The 18,676-nt window shown below is 48.9% G+C and carries 12 protein-coding genes and 2 pseudogenes; 3 read left to right on the top strand and 11 right to left on the bottom strand.

The window, feature by feature from the left end:
• Positions 1-526: 526 nt before the first annotated feature.
• The 7 genes and pseudogenes from DBY86_RS12955 to DBY86_RS14110 form a co-directional block, all read right to left on the bottom strand.
• A pseudogene (locus DBY86_RS12955) lies at positions 527-633 on the bottom strand (IS5/IS1182 family transposase); the annotation flags it as partial.
• Between the two features lie 75 nt (positions 634-708).
• Positions 709-1,485 (bottom strand): ferredoxin--NADP reductase, encoded by a 777-nt coding sequence (locus DBY86_RS05515; protein WP_003714053.1) that lies wholly within the window; start codon positions 1,483-1,485, stop codon positions 709-711.
• Positions 1,486-1,672: 187 nt separating this feature from the next.
• A complete protein-coding gene (locus tag DBY86_RS05510) occupies positions 1,673-2,467 on the bottom strand; it encodes a hypothetical protein (RefSeq protein WP_107819220.1) in 795 nt (264 codons plus the stop codon).
• Positions 2,468-2,513: 46 nt separating this feature from the next.
• A complete protein-coding gene (thrC, locus tag DBY86_RS05505) occupies positions 2,514-3,923 on the bottom strand; it encodes a threonine synthase (RefSeq protein ID WP_107819335.1) in 1,410 nt (469 codons plus the stop codon).
• Positions 3,924-3,995: 72 nt separating this feature from the next.
• Positions 3,996-4,367, bottom strand: a complete 372-nt coding sequence (locus tag DBY86_RS05500; protein WP_107819219.1) for a hypothetical protein — start codon at positions 4,365-4,367, stop codon at positions 3,996-3,998.
• 303 nt (positions 4,368-4,670) lie between these two features.
• Complete coding sequence (locus DBY86_RS05495) at positions 4,671-7,568, bottom strand: autotransporter outer membrane beta-barrel domain-containing protein (protein ID WP_465119542.1); 2,898 nt, start codon at positions 7,566-7,568, stop codon at positions 4,671-4,673.
• Between the two features lie 734 nt (positions 7,569-8,302).
• Positions 8,303-8,659, bottom strand: a pseudogene (locus DBY86_RS14110) (hypothetical protein); the annotation flags it as partial.
• Positions 8,660-8,980: 321 nt separating this feature from the next.
• Between DBY86_RS14110 and DBY86_RS05480 the strand changes: the two are divergent.
• Positions 8,981-10,291, top strand: a complete 1,311-nt coding sequence (locus DBY86_RS05480; protein ID WP_107819218.1) for a replication-associated recombination protein A — start codon at positions 8,981-8,983, stop codon at positions 10,289-10,291.
• Positions 10,292-10,522: 231 nt separating this feature from the next.
• On the opposite strand, the gene DBY86_RS12950 is transcribed toward DBY86_RS05480, so the two are convergent.
• Positions 10,523-10,723 carry a hypothetical protein gene (locus tag DBY86_RS12950; RefSeq protein WP_153063553.1) on the bottom strand — a complete coding sequence of 67 codons (201 nt, stop codon included), beginning with the start codon at positions 10,721-10,723 and terminating at the stop codon, positions 10,523-10,525.
• A 61-nt stretch (positions 10,724-10,784) separates the two neighbouring features.
• Here DBY86_RS12950 and glgX point away from each other — a divergent pair, with 61 nt between their 5' ends.
• Both glgX and DBY86_RS05470 read left to right on the top strand, forming a co-directional pair.
• Positions 10,785-12,776: a glycogen debranching protein GlgX gene (gene glgX, locus DBY86_RS05475; protein WP_107819217.1), complete on the top strand. Its 1,992-nt coding sequence runs from the start codon at positions 10,785-10,787 to the stop codon at positions 12,774-12,776.
• Between the two features lie 104 nt (positions 12,777-12,880).
• Complete coding sequence (locus DBY86_RS05470; RefSeq protein ID WP_107819216.1) at positions 12,881-15,355, top strand: glycogen/starch/alpha-glucan phosphorylase; 2,475 nt, start codon at positions 12,881-12,883, stop codon at positions 15,353-15,355.
• Positions 15,356-15,521: 166 nt separating this feature from the next.
• Here the strand turns inward: DBY86_RS05470 and DBY86_RS05465 are convergent, their stop codons facing one another.
• The 3 genes from DBY86_RS05465 to DBY86_RS05455 form a co-directional block, all read right to left on the bottom strand.
• Positions 15,522-16,145 (bottom strand): hypothetical protein, encoded by a 624-nt coding sequence (locus DBY86_RS05465; protein WP_107819215.1) that lies wholly within the window; start codon positions 16,143-16,145, stop codon positions 15,522-15,524.
• 268 nt (positions 16,146-16,413) lie between these two features.
• Positions 16,414-17,754 carry a bifunctional 3,4-dihydroxy-2-butanone-4-phosphate synthase/GTP cyclohydrolase II gene (ribBA, locus tag DBY86_RS05460; protein WP_118792603.1) on the bottom strand — a complete coding sequence of 447 codons (1,341 nt, stop codon included), beginning with the start codon at positions 17,752-17,754 and terminating at the stop codon, positions 16,414-16,416.
• A 213-nt stretch (positions 17,755-17,967) separates the two neighbouring features.
• A partial coding sequence (locus tag DBY86_RS05455; RefSeq protein ID WP_234403397.1) for a glycosyltransferase family protein occupies positions 17,968-18,676 on the bottom strand: 709 nt, incomplete at its 5' end.

The raw sequence follows: 18,676 nt of genomic DNA, 5'->3' as shown, positions 1-18,676 counted from the left end.
GATTATATTTTTTTTAAGAAAAACTAGGGAGATATTAACGATATATCAAAGAAAAAAATTTTTAAATTCTATTTTTTCATCCAGAGTTGAAATAATAATAGGTTCCAAGAAAAGAAAGTTGGGTATAAGCAGTTTTTATTTACTAAATTTATTATGGCTTATTTGGTGTCTTATGATTTATAGAGAACAAGTCCGATTAAATAACTTAACTCTCTTTTTATCCTTTATATTCTCATTATTTTTTTTATTATATAATTTTGTTTTATTTTTAAATGTTTATGTTAATTTTTTCAAATTAAGAGAAGCTCAATATGGAAAATAACAAAGTCAAGTCTGATTATGCAGCCCAAACAGGAAAGTTTAGGAAAAGTTGATGAAAACAAAAATGAGACGATGAAGATTCCTCCGCAAGTGGGAACCCATATGCTTGGTTTTTCTTTTATTTTCAAATGCTAATTAACGGATAGGTCTGGATTCCCGCCTGCGCGTGAATGACGGAAATGTGCATTTCTAATTTTTACCCACTATATAGTGAATTAAATTTAAACCGGTACAGTGTTGGCTCGCCTTGCCGTACTATTTGTACTGTCTGCGGCTCGCCGCCTTGTCCTGATTTAAATTTAATTCACTATAAAAAACCCGAATCCTGATTGGCAGGATTCGGGTTTTTTTATCGCTGATGCCGTTCAGACGGCATTTTCAAGCAGCTTATTGATCCACAAATGCGCGCTCAATCAGGTAATCGCCGCGCACACCTGTTTTCGGAGAGACGGTCAGTCCGAAATCGTCCAAAACTTTGCAGGTATCTTTCAGCATCGCAGGGCTGCCGCACAGCATCGCGCGGTCATCTTGCGGGTTGATTTTGGGCAGGCCGATGTCTTCAAACAGTTTGCCGCTCACCATCAGGTCGGTCAGGCGGCCGCGGTGTTCAAAGTCTTCGCGGGAAACAATCGGGTAGTAAATCAGTTTTTCTTTAACCAAGTCGCCGAGGTATTCGTGTTCGGGCAATTCTTTGGTAAAGCGGTCGTAGTACGCCAAATCTTTTTTGTAGCGCACGCCGTGTACGAGGATGATTTTTTCAAATTGCTCGTAAATTTCGGGGTCTTTGGTGATGCTCAAGAAAGGGGCGATGCCGGTACCGGTGCTCAACAGGTAAAGGTGTTTGCCTGGATTCAGGTCGCCGGCAACCAAGGTTCCGGTCGGTTTTTTGCTGATTAACACGTCGTCGCCGACTTTGAGGTGTTGCAGGCGGCTGGTCAGCGGGCCGTCTTGGACTTTAATGCTGAAAAATTCGAGGTGTTCTTCCCAGTTGGCGGAGGCGACGCTGTATGCGCGCATCAGCGGCTTGCCGTCCACCATCAGCCCGACCATAACGAACTGTCCGTTTTCAAAGCGCAACGATTCGTCGCGAGTGCAGGTAAAGGTGAAATATGCGTCTGTCCAGTGGTGTACGGACAATACTTTTTGGGTATTGAATGCTGCCATTTGGGTTTCCTGTCGGTAAAAGAAATGGATAGTGTTTATTTGGGACGTGCGGCAGAGTGAAAATATCTGCCCGATTCGGGATAAAGCCAAAATTCTAAACGAAACGGATGGTTGCGACAATGCTTGATGCGCGTTGGTTATATGCCGTCTGAAGGGCTTCAGACGGCATCGCTGGGCGGGCGGCGGCTTACGGCGGCATATCGGCAAGGGAAATCAGGGAAATCGAGGCTGCCAGCCTGAGCGCGTCCCGTCCCCAGCGGGGGTGTTCCAGCCTGCGTATCGGAAGAATCGGTTTGACGGTGGCGGCAATCAGCTTTTGTATTTCGGCAGGCTGCCCCGACAATACGCCGCCCCATTTTTCCGCAGCCGCCTCCAGTAGTCCGCCGTTTTTCAATATCAGCGCGGTCGAATGGATGTAGCAGAGCCAATCGCGGGCTTGGCATTGCACGGGGGACAGGACTTCGGAAGGATCGTCTTCAAAGTCCAAAAAGCTGATGTTTTTCCCGTCCGACATCATATTCCGCGCAAACGCCTGACTGAGGAACTGCCGTTTTTCATGTACGCGTGCAATGGCTTCCAAACCGGCAAGCCAAGCGTCCGCCTTTCCGGCTTTGGCTTCTTGGCGGATTTGCGTATCGAGCGGGATACCTTCCAAATTGCCGAACATAAGGGCATTTTTCCGGACGGCGAGCAATTCGGGAACGGCTATCCCCGCCGCGCGCAATTCGTGCAGGCGTTTTGATTCGGTTGCAATGGCAGGCTCGCCGCCGAGGCTTGGGACCGGTTTCAACACCCCCAGTTTCAAATACCGGGCAACCATACCGAGCAGCACGTAACGCCATCGCGCATTGTGCCTGCCTGCTTTGCGTATCCATACCTTGGTTCCGTCGGCAAGCAGGTGGGAGGCGAGGGCGGCCTCCTGTTTTGCCGCCAATTCGTCCAGCAGTATGGAAAAACGGGTTTCCTGCATAGGTAAGGTCATTTTCTTTCAATCTTAAGTTCGGACGGAATGCCGCCCATACGGAACATCAGGCAAGGGTTTGTTCGATGATGCCTTTTACCGCATCCGCACTGTTCGGCACGGTTTGCACGCGCTGCGGCAATTTTTCCAAACCTTCCAGCGCGGCGGGGCGCGGAATGGCGACATCGCCGACGGCTTCGCGTATGGTCGCATCGAATTTCGCCGCCAACGCGGTTTCCAAACAAACCACCGTTTCACCTTCTTCGCGCACTTCGCGGGCGACTTTTACGCCGTCGGCAGTGTGCGGGTCGATGAGTTCTTGGTCTTGTTCGTAAACCTGTTTGATGGTGGCGAGGCGGTCGGCGTGGGTGGACTTGCCGGAGGTAAAACCGTATTTACCGCCGACTTTGTCCAAGGCAAACCGCAGGTCAAAGCCCTTGCCAGCCGCCACTTCCGCCCACAGCGTATTGATTTCCTGAGGATCGCGATCCATCAGGTCGAACACGAAACGCTCGAAGTTGGACGCTTTGGAAATGTCCATCGACGGGCTGGAGGTAACATAAGTATGCGCGCTGTTGCGCGGGCGGTATGCGCCGGTTTTGAAAAACTCGTCCAACACATCGTTTTCATTGGTTGCCACAATCAGGCGGCGGACAGGCAGTCCCATTTGTTTGGCGATGTGTCCCGCGCAAACGTTGCCGAAGTTGCCGCTTGGCACGCAGAAGCTGACTTGCTCGTCATTGCTTTGCGTCGCTTTGAAATAGCCGGCAAAGTAATAAACCACTTGCGCGACGATGCGCCCCCAGTTGATCGAGTTGACCGTACCGATATGGTATTTTTCCTTGAATGCGGCATCGTTCTGCACCGCCTTCACAATATCCTGACAGTCGTCAAACATCCCCTTCACGGCGATATTGTGGATATTCCCATCTTGCAGGCTGTACATCTGCGCACGTTGGAATGCGCTCATTTTACCGTCGGGCGACAGCATAAATACGTTCACGCCTTTTTTGCTGCGCAAGGCATATTCCGCAGCCGAACCCGTATCGCCGCTGGTCGCACCCAAGATATTGAGTTTTTTGCCTTCTTTGTTTAAAACATATTCAAACGCATTGCCCAAAAACTGCATCGCCATATCTTTGAACGCCAGCGTCGGGCCGTTGGACAAGGCTTGGATTTTGATGCCGTCTGAAAGCGTGCGGACGGGGGTGATTTCCTTAGTACCGAACGCCGCTTCCGTGTAAGTACGGTTCAGAATATCGCGCAAATCGTCCTCCGGAATATCGGTAACGAACAAGCGCATAATTTCAAACGCCAATTCGGGATAAGCCAAACCGCGCCATTTGTCCAAGGCTTCCCGCCCGATTTGCGGATAATGTTCCGGCAGCATCAGGCCGCCGTCGGGTGCAAGCCCCATCAATAAAACTTCGCTGAACGGTTTGTGTGCGGTTTCGCCGCGCGTGCTGATGTATCTCATGACTTTTCTCGTCTGTCGAAATTGCAGGAAAACGGATTCAGACGGCATCTGCCTCATGCCGTCTGAAGAAGGTTAGCGGTACAGGCGTTTGAAGCAGGCAGAAACCGTTTTGGCGGTAACGGTGGTAATTGCCTGATTGCGCGTGGACTGGTTCAGCATCTGCATCACATCGTTGCCGGTCAGCTGGTTGGGTGCTTCTTCGGTAGCGCAGCCGCAAATCTTGTTTTCCCATTCCGCCTGTTTTTCGGCACTCATCGCCAGCGCGGTCAAACGCCATTCGCTGCGTTTGTTCAATTCCGCACGGCATTGGCTTTCTACCGCCATTTTGACGATGCTGCCGCCCATACCTGTGCCGCCGTCTAAGCTGACGAATGTGTTGCCGCCGCCGACGGCGCAGCCGCCGAGTAAGATTACCGCCGGCAAAATAGACAAGGTTTTATTCATCTCAATTCCTTTTCGGTTGAACCCCCGCCGTTTATGGCGATAGGATCTGATTAGCCGCCCTGTTCGGGATAACACGCGGGGCGGCGTTTTATGCGCCGTTCCGAGTGTTGGAGCAAACCGCTTGAATATCCGGTTGAAACCGGCAACATTATACTTCAATCGGGAAAATAAAAAATCCCGCCGCCGTCATTTTGCCCATTGGCAAAAATGCCGTCTGAAAGCGGTTCAGACGGCATTTCATTGTGGTTTATCCTAAAGACTCGAATTAGATTTAACCCATTGTTGCGATAAGGTTCCAATCATTCAGTCAAACTGATGGGAAACGGATAAGCGGATGTTGTACGAACCTTTTTTGCCGCCGGAAAACTCTTTTTCCGCATCGGCAAAGACATTCGTTTTTTTGCCTGTCCGCGCATTGTAGCCCAATCCGGCGGAATACCAAGTCCCCCTCGTATTCCATTTTTGAGCATAATTGCTGTTGCCTTCAAATGCCTTAAAGGAACGGCTGCCCAAAAATTCATGAAGGATATTGCCTTTGATATAGAAAAGTTTTTTGCCTTCGTCAAATTTTCTCACGACATCCAAACCCAAACGGCCTATCAGGCTGTTTACGTGGCTTAAGTTGACGTTTATGCCGTTATCGAGCCGATAGCCCGCACCTCTCAAATAGGAATATTGCAACTGTACTTGCGGTGTAATCCGCCACAATTTATCGTCATCCAAAAAATTACGGCGGCCGTATTCGGTGCTGATAGAGAATAGGGTGTTGCTATATTTTCCCTCGCCCCATAATTGCCCCATATGATTTCGTGCAATCACACGGTTACGCAGTTTTCCTATTTTTAATACATTGTCGATATACCCTGTTTCGTCTCCTTCTTTATCTATGTATTGGGTAGTATTGTACAGAGCCAATTCATATTTTCTGATTTTGCCCTTGCCAAACGTATTCCATAATGATGTCCTGCCGTGGCCGTAGTCGAAACTTATGCCCCATTTGCGTTTTTTCTCCTGCTCGTTGAGGCTGAAGCGGTCATATCCGATTTCAAAATCGTTGTTATGAAACCTAAACGCATTGGATTGAATCAAACGGGTGTGCGTCAGCCTTATCCAATCGCCTTCTTTTTTGTCCAAGGTTGAAAAAGCACGCTCCCCTTCGCGTTTGGTATAAGTATCCAAAGTGAACGCATAATGTGCGGTTGAGTCGAACATATCATTGATATTTTTGCCATTTCGGCTTGGATTGCCGGTAGCCTGTTTGACTAAATAGACATTTTTTCTATGCTCGCTACCATACATCGCATCCACATCTGTGTTACCTGCTTTTTCAGCAGTCATTGTTTCACCATTAAATCTGCGATTGTAATCTTCGTTATTGCTTGGGTCAGTTTTATGGTCAGAATATTCAACCGTTAAAGCCTGCTCTAAAAGATGTGTATCATCAATATATTTTTTGCCGTTCACAAATTCATCACCTGAATTTTCTCGAACAGTCGCGAAACGCAAACGATCGCCGTAATTCATACTGTCAAGCACTTCGGACAGATTTTTGACGACGACTTCTTGCGGAGTGGACGTTCCTTTTTTCACATAGAGCATATCGCTGTGAATGCCGTCTTTATTCAGATGCATCAAAAATTTATTGGCACCCGCCAATTCGCCGATATGTAAGGCGCGTCCGCTTGTTTTGCTGTTGCTGTCAAAATCAACCGTACCTTCGCCGCTCAATTTATCCATCCAGCTTTGACCTGTCATCGTCCATAATGCGTCTTTAGCTAAATTAAGGTTAATTTCGCCCGCACTTTTGGCATCAAGACCATTAATATATCGATTGAATAAGTTTTTATGTTCAGGATGATCAAATTTCGCAAAGTTATCTAAGCGCCCTACCAAATGACTGTTTGGTGTAAGGTTTAATTCTACTTTACCCTTATTAACGGATAATACATCACCTGTTAATGCCATGGTGTGAGTAGAGAAATCTAATGGTTTAATCGCAATATTACCGCCATTTGCGATGGTTGCACCCGTAATTTCACTCTTATCAGCATAATTTAGCTTGATATTACCTTCGGTTGATGCGTGATTAGCAATTTTTGAGCTTAGTTTAATTTGACCATTTACATCTACTTTAGCACTGTTTAATGAATAAATACCTGTTTCAGAGGCTTTAATAGTATTGCTTCCAGCAGTTAAAGTAACACTTGCCTTATTATCTGATTTAATCCCTTCGTGTTTGGCATTAATCGTATTGTCTTCTTTTGCAGTTAATAAGATTGATCCATTATTTGAGGCAAATATATTAACAGTTTTATCTGCTTTAGAATTAACATTAAGATTAACAATATTGCTTTTTTGAGAATCTAAATTAATGGTTGAATCATCACTGTAAATAGCAACATTACTGCCATTAATTTCGTTTTTATCTTCTGCTTTTAAAGTTTGCTGACTTTTTTCAGAAGCATACAGTCCCAATTTACTAGATACTTGGTTTTCCTTTCCATTCAGAGCAATATGACTACCCTCATGTCTAGTCCAAACACCTGTTCCACCACCAATAATCTCATTTTTTTCGCTGGCAGTTACCGTTTGTTGACCTTTACCAAATGCTTTCATTCCATTTTGAAAGGCTAAAATAGTATTGTTTTTACCATCAATAGTGACAGTGGCTTGAGTGTGAGCATTAGACCCATCATTTGCTCCTGCAATAGCATTATCTTCTTTGGCGGTAATCCCAACTTTAGCACCGTCTTGCGATACCACGCCATTATGTTCAAAAGCTCGCGCTTTATCGCTTAATTCAGTGAGAATATAATTATTTTTACCCGTCAATTTAACTAAAGACTTATCTCCTGCACTAAGTATGCCATTTGAGCCTTTTTTACCTTTATAATGATCGGTTTCCTTTAACACAGCAGAATTTTCAAGATAATCCATATCTGCATCGGTGGCTTTCATGGTAATGATATTATCTTTACCTGCCTCTAAGATAATTTTATTGCCATCATTGGTTAATGAAGGGCGGTCATTAGCTTGGGGGATTAAAGTAGCCAATCCATCGCTGTTATAAGCTGCGTTTTCAACCGTAATTTCATTATTTTCTTTTGCTGTTGCTGTAACAGAAGAGTTGGCAGAAACTTGTAAACCCTCTTCATACATAGGATTACCGCCCACTTCCACAATATTATTTTTGGCAGTCAAGGTGACTTGACTGTCGGTTGATGATTGAATACCTGTTCTGTAGTGTTCGCCTTCAGCTCTTTCAATAGGTGTGTTTAAATCCGGATTTTTTACCTTAATGATATTATTACCTTCTTCTGCTTCAAGAGTTGCTTTTGAATTATGAGTGGCAATAATTCCTTTTACAGAAGAGTGGTTTCTTACGTTTATATCTACTTCATTATTGCCTTTGGTCGCTTTTAAACTTACAGAGCTAAACTTATCAATAGTTGGATCGGTTAAATTACTCGGTTGATTATTAACAAAAATACCTGTAGTGTGATCTGAGTAAGGGCTAGCATCAGTTGGATTACGCTTACCTAAGCCTAGCCCCCCCCCCCTTTAGTGGTGATAGAAATTCTATTATTTTCACCTGTTAAATTGGTATGCGATTTAAAGGCTGTTTCAATCCCGCTTAAATAACTTGAAGATGTAAAATTATTTGAATCGGTAATGTTATCCATTAATTGACCGTTAAGTGAAATAACATTATCTCCCTCTGTCGCTGTTAAATTAACATTTGTGTTTAAATAATTGACAATACCACTATGGTGAATACCTTTGTGTATTTTTGCATTTAAATTAAGGTGGTTGCCTAATTTGGAGGTTAGAGATAATGAGCCTTTAGTACCGTCTGTGGTGTAGTTGAGATATTTAATTAAAGATTTATCATTAACAAGAAATTCCTGTCCTTGTTGGGTGAGTGCTTTCTCGGCAATATCTAGATTAAAGTCTATTTTTCCTTCGGCTTCTAACTTGACATCATTAGAATAAGGATTAATTTCAACAGATTGGAGATTATTTTTAAATAGAATGTCATTATTGCTTTTAAGCAATAGCTCCGGTTTGTATTCTAGCTCTTTGTCTGCATAAGAAAGAATACCGTAACTTCCCTTTACCGTTAAATTTCCATTATCATTTTTACCGGTGGTAATAAGTTCTAATTTTCTAAAGTTTTCACCTTTTTTCCACCAAGGCACAATATAGTTTTTTACAGTGATTTTTTCATCTTTAAGGGTTATAAGACTATCATCGTCTCTTTGCGGATCAGAAAATAAAGACACCCATTCCATCTCTTGAATATTAGTATATTCATGGGCTTCTGCCTCAAAACATAATGCCGATTGAATCAACAAAGCAATGGTAGATAAAGCAAATTTTCTATTTTGTTTCATCGAGTTCTCCTTAATGGTTAATTGAAACTCTGATTTGGGTATTGTTATGCCGGTGCGGAATCGGTCTCCGTGCCGGATATATTGTGTGAAGTCTCTCGTCTTTTCCAGTATGCGCCTAATATCGGCTTAAGGCAAACGGCGGGGCGGTATCCGTATGCGGCACGCCGCCTTTCCCTGCCGTATAATCATATTGTTTGAAAACCTGTTGACGGAGCCGTTATGACCGATTTGTTTGTCCGAGAACCCGACGCGCCGCTTGCCGAACGATTGCGTCCGCATACGCTTGACGACGTGGTGGGGCAGGAACACCTCATCGGCGAAGGTAAACCTTTGCGCGTGGCGGTAGAAGGCGGTAAGCCGCATTCTATGTTGCTGTGGGGGCCGCCGGGCGTGGGCAAGACGACGTTGGCGCGGATTTTGGCGCAGAGTTTCAATGCCCAGTTTCTGCCGGTTTCCGCCGTATTTTCCGGCGTGAAAGACATACGCGAGGCAATCGAGAAAGCTGAAATTGCCTTGCAGCAGGGGAGGGCGACGATTTTGTTTGTCGACGAAGTCCACCGCTTCAACAAGGCGCAGCAGGACGCGTTTTTGCCTTATGTCGAAAGCGGTTTGCTGACCTTTATCGGTGCGACGACGGAAAATCCGTCGTTTGAAGTGAATCCCGCGCTGCTGAGCCGCGCACAGGTGTATGTTTTGCAGCCCTTGTCTTCAGACGACCTCAAAAAGCTGATTGCCAAAGTGTTGGCTTTGCCCGAATACCAAGCTTTCACGATTGAAGCCGATGCGCAAGAATTACTCGTGAATACCGCCGACGGCGATGCGCGCAGATTGTTGAATTTGTTGGAACAACTGTTACGCTCCGCCGACACGCGCCGTCTGAAAACCTTAACCGCCGAATTTCTCGCCGACGGTCTCGGGGCGCAAATCCACCGTTTCGACAAAGGCGGCGAGAGTTTCTACAACCAAATCTCCGCACTGCACAAATCCGTGCGCGGTTCGCATCCAAACGCCGCGCTGTATTGGTTTTGCCGTATGCTCGACGGCGGCATCGACCCGCGCTATCTCGCCCGCCGCATCGTGCGTATCGCTTGGGAAGACATCGGGCTTGCCGACCCGCGCGCCTTCCAAATTGCCAACGATGCCGCCGCAACATTTGAACGCTTAGGCTCGCCCGAAGGCGAACTGGCTTTGGCGCAAGCGGTATTGTATCTTGCCGCCGCCGCGAAATCCAACGCGGGCTACAAAGCGTATAAACAAATGCGCCGATTTGTTGCAGAAAACAGTAGCGACGAAGTGCCTGTCCATCTTCGCAACGCCCCGACCAAGCTGATGAAGGAATTGGGCTACGGACGCGAATACCGCTACGCCCACGACGAGCCGAACGCCTACGCCGCCGGCGAAAACTATATGCCCGACGGTTTGGACGAACCGGACTTCTACCAACCCGTCCCGCGCGGACTGGAAATCAAAATCGGCGAAAAACTGGCGTGGCTCAAATCGCTGGATGAAGAGGCATTGCCCAAGGGATAGGGCGGATTGGGGCAGGGCGGCTTCCTGCCGTGTTGTTTGACAGGCGCGGCGGACTTTGCCGACTTGGTGTTTTGTTCTATCTTGACTGCCTGCCGCAAAAGCGTTCAGACGGCATTTCGAGCCTCGGGATGCCGTCTGAAGGCGTGCCGCCCTTGCCGTGCCGGTTGCGGAACGATTCGGGGTTCGTCGGCACGGGCTTTGCGGCGGCTGAAACGGCTTTTGCGCCACCGCTTATTTTTCAGACCGGGTTTTAACGATCCGCCGCTGCCGTCCGTTTGCAGGGAAGGGCGGCGATGCCGTCTGAAGGCGGTGTGGCGCGTCGGCGTTTAGATGCTTCAACACACAGGACGGCACATAAAGCACCGCACGATGAATCGGGTTTTGAAGTTTGAGATGCCGTCTGAAGGAGGGAAAGCCCGCTTCAGACGGCATCGGGGCTTTATCCGTTGTATCGGGCTGAGTCATTTGATTATTTTATTTTTGGAACGGTTTTATGGTTGCCGAAAAATATGTTATCGAAAGCGGATTTCCTTATCCGATGGGGGCGGTGCCGATGGACGGCGGGGTCAATTTCGCCTTGTTTTCAGGCAATGCCGAAAAAGTGGAACTGTGCCTGTTTGATGATGGAAACAGGGAAACGCGCTTGGTGCTGCCTTCGCACGAAGGCACGGTGTTTTACGGCTTTGTGCGCGGAATCGGCGCGGGGCAGCGTTACGGCTACCGCGTGTACGGCAGGGCGGACGCGGAGGCGGAATCCTGTTTCAATCCGCAAAAGCTGCTGCTCGATCCGTATGCGCGGCAGACCGACGGCAAACCGGGTTTCCGCAATGCGGAAGAGATGGCATGGTTCAGGCCGGAGGACGGGCGCGACAACGCGGCGTTCGCGCCCAAAAGCATGGTGCGTGGCGATGACGGTTTCGACTGGGGCGGCGACCGCCGTCCGCGCGTCCCTTTGGCGCAAACCGTGATTTACGAGGCGCACGTCAAGGGGCTGACCAAACAGTTTCCCGATTTGGCACACGCCGGAACATACCGCGCCCTGTCCGATACGCGCGTGATTGCCTATTTGAAGGATTTGGGCGTTACCACGCTCGAGCTGCTGCCAGTTCAGCAGCATCTTGACGAATACCATTTGCAGCAGGCGGGGCTGTCGAACTATTGGGGTTACAACACTTGCGCCCATTTCGCAGTCGAACCGTCCTATGCGGCGGAGGTGGAACAGGCTGCGGCGGAGTTGAAACAGGCGGTCAAATCGCTGCACGCGGCAGGTTTGGAAGTGATTTTGGACGTGGTGTACAACCATACCGCCGAACAGGACGAAACCGGCGCGATGCTGTGCCAGCGCGGTATCGACAATGCGCGCTGGTATTGGCACAAGCCGCACGGCGGTTATGAAAACTGGTCGGGCTGCGGCAACACGCTGCGTATTGCCGACCGCGATGTGGCACGTTGGGCTGCGGACAGCCTGCGCTATTGGGCGGAACACTTCCATATAGACGGTTTCCGCTTCGACTTGGGAACAGTTTTGGGACGCGGGCCGGATTTCCGAACGGACGGGCATTTTTTCCAAACGCTTTACCAAGACCCTGTGCTGGCAGATGTGAAACTGATTGCCGAAGCGTGGGACATCGGCGGCGACGGCTACCGTTTGGGGCAGTTTCCGCCGCCGTTTGCCGAATGGAACGGACGTTTCCGCGACGATATGCGCGCATTTTGGGTATGGGAGAACGGCAATTTGGGCGCGTTTGCCGAACGTCTGGCAGGCTCGTCCGACCTGTTCCGCCACGGCGGACGCAAGCCCTCGGCAAGCCTCAACTTCATTGCCGCACACGACGGCTTCACCTTGCGCGACTTGGTCAGTTACAACGAAAAACACAACGATGCCAACGGCGAGGGCAACCGCGACGGACACAACGGCAACATCAGCTACAACCACGGCATCGAAGGCGCGGCCGGCAACGCGGACATACGGCAAAGCCGCGAATACACCGCCAAAGCACTGCTTGCCTCGCTGTTCCTTTCCAACGGTATCCCGATGCTGCTTGGTGGCGACGAGTTCGGCAACAGCCAGCAGGGCAACAACAATGCCTATTGCCAAGACAACCCGATTGCGTGGCTCGACTGGCAGGACGCGGACGAAATGTTGCAGGATTACACGAAATCGCTGATTGCCCTGCGCCGGGAGATCGGCATTTTGAACGAAAACGTCTGGTGGACGGAGGGCAGGGTGCGCTGGCTGAATGCCGACGGAGTGCCGATGAATCATGAAAACTGGCACGACAGGACGGCGAAATCGATGCAGGTTCTGCTTGACGGACAATGGCTGCTGTTGGTCAACGGTGCGCGTAATCGGCAGTTTTTTAACCTGCCTCAAGGACGGTGGCAGGTTTCTTGCGTACCATCAGAGAAATTTAATTACAATGCTTCTGAAAATCGGTTTGCCGCCGGACATATGGGCATTTGGGTTTTGAAGCAGGAAGCATGACCCGTCCGAACATAAATAAAAGAAATGCCGTCTGAACCGGCTACCCTTCAGACGGCATACGGAAACCTATTTTTCAATCACCCCGCAGAGAAAGGCTGTTTCACATGGCTCAAAAACTTCCCATTTCCGGTTTCGACTACGTCATGCCCAAGCCGGATGCCGAGACCATCCGCAAGGCAATCGTCTATAAGCTGATTTTCATCTTGGGCGCAGACCCCAAAGATGCCAACGAACACCAATGGCTCAACGCCGCGATGCTTGCCGCACGCGACCTGATTGCCGAAGACTTCCTGAAAACCCGCCGCGCCCACATCGAAAACGGGAAGCGTATGGTTTACTACCTGTCTATGGAATTCCTGCTCGGCCGCGCATTTGTCAACGCCCTGATCAACGAAGGCGTTTACGCCGAATTTGAGGAGGCGTTCAAACAACTGGGCAAAGCGTTCGCCGACGTTTGCGAACAAGAACAAGACCCGGGTTTGGGTAACGGCGGTTTGGGCCGCCTTGCCGCCTGCTTCTTGGATTCGCTCGCCACTTTGCGGATTCCGGCAATGGGCTACGGCATCCGCTACCAATACGGTATGTTCAAACAGGAAATCGCGGACGGACAGCAGGTCGAAAAACCCGATTTGTGGCTGGATCAGGATTTGGCTTGGCAGTTTGCCCGTCCGAACAAACAGTATTCCGTCCGTTTCGGCGGTCAGCTTCTGAATATGGGCGGCAAAAAAGAATGGCTGCCCGAAGAAGAAATCTCCGCGATGGCATACGACGAAATCATCCCGGGCTACGGCGGCGAATGTGCCAACCCGTTGCGCTTGTGGACGGCGCACGCCGGCAAACTGTTCAACCTTGCCGACTTCAACAAGGGCGACTATGCCTCTGCCGTCCGCGCGCAAAACAGCGACGAAAACATCTCCCGCGTCCTCTATCCGAACGATTCTACCGACAGCGGCAGAGAGCTGCGCCTGAAACAGGAATATTTCCTTGTTTCCGCCTCGGTTCAAGACATCGTCGCACGCCACAAATGCCGTTTCCCGAGCGTTGAAAACCTTGCCGACAAAGCCGCCATCCACCTGAACGACACCCATCCCGTGCTTGCCATTCCCGAGCTGATGCGCATCTTGATCGACGAAGAGGGTATCGAATGGACAAAAGCATGGGAAATGTGCTGCAAAATCTTCTCCTACACCAACCACACGCTGATGAGCGAAGCCTTGGAAACCTGGCCGGTCGAGCTGATGGCGCGCCTGCTGCCCCGACATCTGGACATCGTCTTTGAAATCAACGCCCGCTTCCTCAGCAGCGTACAGGAACAGGGTTTTGGTGAAGACTTTGTCCGCCGCGTCTCCATCATCGACGAAACCCACGGCCGCCGCGTGCGTATGGGTTGGCTTGCCGTCATCGGTTCGCACAAGGTCAACGGCGTGGCAAAAATCCACTCCGACCTGATGGTCAACACCATTTTTGCGGATTTCGCCAAAGTGTTCCCCGAACGCTTTACCAACGTAACCAACGGCGTAACCCCGCGCCGCTGGATCAACATCGCCAACCCCGAGTTGACCAAGTTCCTCGACAAACATTTGGGCGGAGACGACTGGCGTTTGCATTTGGACAAGCTGACCAAGCTCAACGGCACGGCGGACGATGCCGCCGTGCAGGCGGAATTCGGCGCAGTGAAAAAAGCCGCCAAAGAACGCCTCGCCAAATACATCGAAACCGAGCTGGGTATCAAAGTCAGCACCGACGCGCTTTTCGACATCCAAATCAAACGTATCCACGAGTACAAACGCCAAGCTTTGAACGTGATGCACATCGTGGACCGCTACAATAAAATCTTGGAAAACCCCGATTACGATTGGCAGCCGCGCGTGTTCATCTTTGCCGGCAAAGCCGCATCCGCCTACTATATGGCGAAAAAAATCATCCGCCTGATTAACGATGTGGCACGCGTCATCAACAACGACGAACGCATCCGCGACCTGATTAAAGTCGTGTTCATCCCGAATTACAGCGTCAGCCTCGCACAAATCATCATCCCCGCCGCCGATTTGCACGAACAAATCTCACTGGCGGGTACGGAAGCATCCGGCACCGGCAATATGAAATTTGCCCTCAACGGCGCAATCTGTATGGGTACGCTGGACGGCGCGAACGTCGAAATTTTGGAAAAAGTCGGCGCGGACAACTGCTATATCTTCGGAAACACCGTCGAACAAGTCGAAGAAATCCGCCGCAACGGTTACGACCCCTTGGGCTATATCGAGCGCGACAGCGACCTGCGCCGCGTCGTCAACCAAATCAGCCAAGGCGCGTTCTCGCCGGAAGAGCCGGGCCGCTACAAAGACGTGTTGCAGCCGTACGGCGATTTCTATCAACTGATGGCGGATTTCCGCAGCTACATCGACACGCAATACAAAGCGGACGGACACTACCGCAACACCTCCGCGTGGCGCAAATCAGCCTTGATCAACATTGCCAATATGGGCTTTTTCTCATCCGACCGCTCCATCGCCGACTACTGCCGTGATATTTGGCACATCGAGCCATTGAGTGAAAAAGAACTGCCCGGCAATAATTAAGCGTTGGGCAGATGGCAAAAGCCGATACATCGGAAAGGTGTATCAGCTTTTTTATATTTGCTGTTTTTTAATTGGATAACAAACTTAAAAGGCCGTCTGAAAATTTTCAGACGGCCTTTTAAAATTTAACTGCCATTTTACAGGATACTTGTAGCCTTACTTTGTCTTATTTGAGATTCTCCAACAGTTTTCCCCCATCAGTAATCTGAGATAATGTTTGGGCAAAAGGAAAAGAACGTCCCAAAATGGATTTAACCTGTTTTGCTTTGATTGGATTTTGACTTAAATCGATAAAATGTTCTAGCTTCTGAAAAAATGTTTTATTATCAACGCCGTAATGATGAGTTTTCTCTATGATTCCTGTTGCTTGACCATATGCAACAATTCCTTGTCCGGAGGCGTATAGGAATACATAGTCTCCTTTTTTAATCCGACAGATTTTTTCTTTGTAGCCATCTTCAAATGCAGCAGCTACTTGGTTTGTCATCATAAAATTATGGTCTTCCAGGTCGTTGGCACTATTAGTATTTAATAAGAAATATCGTGTTGTAGTTGAATTATCAAATTCTTCTTCTTTTTGTTTGTCAATCATTCGTTTGTTCTCCCAGTCTTGAATAATGAATTCTTGAATTAAATCATTGATGATATCTTGGCGGGTTGTTTCCCAAGCATCGGCAAGCTCTTGCAAAATCAAATCATCTTTAATGGATAAACGTAAACTCAACGTAATCTTATTTTGATTTCGTTGGTTGTATATTTCTGTGCGGCGGTCGATAAAGCTATTAGGCATAATTATATCCTTTTGTTTTAGGGTTAAATAAAATATCAGGAGGAGAGGATTCATTCTTGATGGTGAGTATTATGTTACATTTCTATTTTTTAATGCAATAAAAATTACTCTTAAATTATTCTTAATTTATTATATTATTATTTTTATTTAGAATAAACTATAATAATGACTTTTATGGAGGTTCTGGTCGAATCAGGTAATTTATAGCAAAAGGTCGTCTGAAAACCGGAATTCGGATTTCAGACGACCTTTTGATAGGACGGGCGGTTTATCTGTTTTCCGCTTCTTCAAAACCGACGACTTCCAAACCGAATCCGGTCAGACCGGTGAAAGATGAGGGTTGCCCGAGGACGCGCAGTTTTTTGACGTTGAGGCCGGCGAGGATTTGCGCGCCGATGCCATAGCTTTTGCTGTCCCATTTGTAGGCTTGGTTTGCGCCTTTGGGCAGGGTGCGGTCGAGCAGGGTGGCACCGTCTTCGGTGCGATGCAGAAGGATGACTACGCCGCTTTCGGCTTGTTGGATGCGCTCGAGTGCTTTGGGCAGCGACCATGAATGACGCGGGTTGGCTTGGATGAAGTCCATGACGCTGAAGGGTTCGTGGACGCGGACGAGGGTTTCTGCGTCGTCAGAGGGTGTGCCTTTAACGAGGGCAAGGTGGGTTTCGCCGGAGAGCTTGTCCACGTAAACGTGTTGTTGGAACTCGCCCCACGGGGTTTGTACAGGCGAATTGCCCATGTCTTCGAGCAGGCTTTCGGTGCGGCTGCGGTATTCGATGAGGTCGGCAATGGTGCCGATTTTAAGGTTGTGTTCTTCGGCAAATTTCATCAGCTCGGGCATACGCGCCATGGTGCCGTCGTCGTTGATGATTTCACAGATGACGGCGGCGGGGATAAGCCCGTTCATTTGCGCAAGATCGACGCCGGCTTCGGTGTGTCCGGCGCGGACGAGTACGCCGCCTTTTTGGGCGCGAAGCGGGAAGATATGACCGGGTTGGACGATGTCTTCGGGTTTGGCGGTCGGTGAAACGGCGGTTTGAATAGTCAGTGCGCGGTCGGCGGCGGAAATGCCGGTGGTAATGCCGTGTGCGGCTTCGATGGAGACGGTAAAGTTGGTACCGTATTGCGCGCCGTTTTTCTGGGTCATCATGGGCAGGCCGAGTTTTTCGACCATTTCGCCAGCCATCGGCAGGCAGACCAAGCCGCGCGCGTTTTTAATCATAAAGTTGACGGCTTCGGGGGTAACGAATTGCGCCGCCATCAGCAGGTCGCCTTCGTTTTCGCGGTCTTCGGCATCGGTGATGATGACCATTTTGCCGGCTTTGATGTCGGCGAGGATTTCGGGAATGGTGGAAATATGGGACATGGCGTGTTTTCCTGTGTGTTCGGTCGGGCTGTCGGTGTGTTCGGTATCGAGCCAGAAGGCGGGCATTTTTGCCGCCTGTTCGATTTTGCGGGCTTTTTTCTCGCCGAAGGATTTGTTTTTCAACAGGGCGGAGAGTTCGCCTGTGTTGAGGGCAACGGCTTCGGCAAAACGGTTTTGCAGTCCGCCGTAGTGTTCCGCTATCCATTGCCGCAGGTTGCGGCGGCGCAAGCCGGCTGTGTCGGTCATCGTTTTATCCTTTGTAGAAATCGGATGTAGCGGATTGTAGTCCTGTATTTACCAAAAGGCAAATCTGTTTTTTTGCCAAACCTGATTATTTGCTTTTTGGTAAACAGATGCCGTCTGAAGCCGGATTCGCGGCTTCAGACGGCATTGCCGCAAACCCGCCGGCGGGGCGGCTGTTTCTTCCCGCCCGCTTCCGATTCGGGGTTTTCCGGAAGCTTATTCCGAAAAAAATTTCTGATAAAAAGCCTTGATTGCCGGATACAGCATAGGCGGTACGAGCAGGCGCAATACCGGCAATCCTATGATGAATGCCGCCTTCCCGATAAAAACCGGACGGATTGCCTTCGCGCCGAATATCTTTCTGCATTTTTCTTTAAATGAAAAATATTTCCGGTAGATGACGATAATGTTTTTGGAAAAATAAAGCCTTACCAATATAGACCTCAGATAGCCGATATTGTCGAAGACAAATTTTTGCAAACCGCCGTAGATGGGGGAATTTTTGTTTTCGACTAAAAAATCCACACCCCGGTCGAGATGCGTCAGCACATCGCTGAAATTTTTGTATTTGATGTTGTGGCTGATAGAGCCGCCGAGAACGCGGTACTGGTAAAAAGGGTTATCGTAAAAGGCAAAAGTCTTGATAAAACGCGCCAATTGCAAACTGTACGGGAAATCCTCGTGAATGTATCCTTTTGGGAAAAACAGATTGTTTTTGATGATTATTTCCCGCCTGACAATCTTTGTCCACGCGTTGGAGATATAGTACCGCCCCTCCACCAGCGTTTCAAAATGGCGGACAAAATCATTATCCGAAAAGTCCGCCCCTTTGGAGATGTCGCGGTAATTGAAGGACGAAGGGTGCAGGATCAAATCAATCTTTTTATCTGCAAGTTGTTGTAAATCAAAGAAAATCTCCCCCCCC

The sequence above is a fragment of the Neisseria bergeri genome (assembly GCA_003044455.1).
Taxonomy (GTDB): Bacteria; Pseudomonadota; Gammaproteobacteria; order Burkholderiales; family Neisseriaceae; genus Neisseria; species Neisseria bergeri.
This window is presented reverse-complemented; position numbering and strand designations above follow the sequence as displayed.

What these genes read in the sequence shown, in the direction of transcription:
- DBY86_RS05515 (WP_003714053.1), bottom strand. Translation starts at nt 1,485, where the DNA reads ATGGCAGCATTCAATACCCAAAAAGTATTGTCCGTACACCACTGGACA.
- DBY86_RS05510 (WP_107819220.1), bottom strand. Translation starts at nt 2,467, where the DNA reads ATGACCTTACCTATGCAGGAAACCCGTTTTTCCATACTGCTGGACGAA.
- thrC (WP_107819335.1), bottom strand. Translation starts at nt 3,923, where the DNA reads ATGAGATACATCAGCACGCGCGGCGAAACCGCACACAAACCGTTCAGC.
- DBY86_RS05500 (WP_107819219.1), bottom strand. Translation starts at nt 4,367, where the DNA reads ATGAATAAAACCTTGTCTATTTTGCCGGCGGTAATCTTACTCGGCGGC.
- DBY86_RS05480 (WP_107819218.1), top strand. Translation starts at nt 8,981, where the DNA reads ATGACCGATTTGTTTGTCCGAGAACCCGACGCGCCGCTTGCCGAACGA.
- DBY86_RS12950 (WP_153063553.1), bottom strand. Translation starts at nt 10,723, where the DNA reads ATGCCGTCTGAAGCGGGCTTTCCCTCCTTCAGACGGCATCTCAAACTT.
- glgX (WP_107819217.1), top strand. Translation starts at nt 10,785, where the DNA reads ATGGTTGCCGAAAAATATGTTATCGAAAGCGGATTTCCTTATCCGATG.
- DBY86_RS05470 (WP_107819216.1), top strand. Translation starts at nt 12,881, where the DNA reads ATGGCTCAAAAACTTCCCATTTCCGGTTTCGACTACGTCATGCCCAAG.
- DBY86_RS05465 (WP_107819215.1), bottom strand. Translation starts at nt 16,145, where the DNA reads ATGCCTAATAGCTTTATCGACCGCCGCACAGAAATATACAACCAACGA.
- ribBA (WP_118792603.1), bottom strand. Translation starts at nt 17,754, where the DNA reads ATGACCGACACAGCCGGCTTGCGCCGCCGCAACCTGCGGCAATGGATA.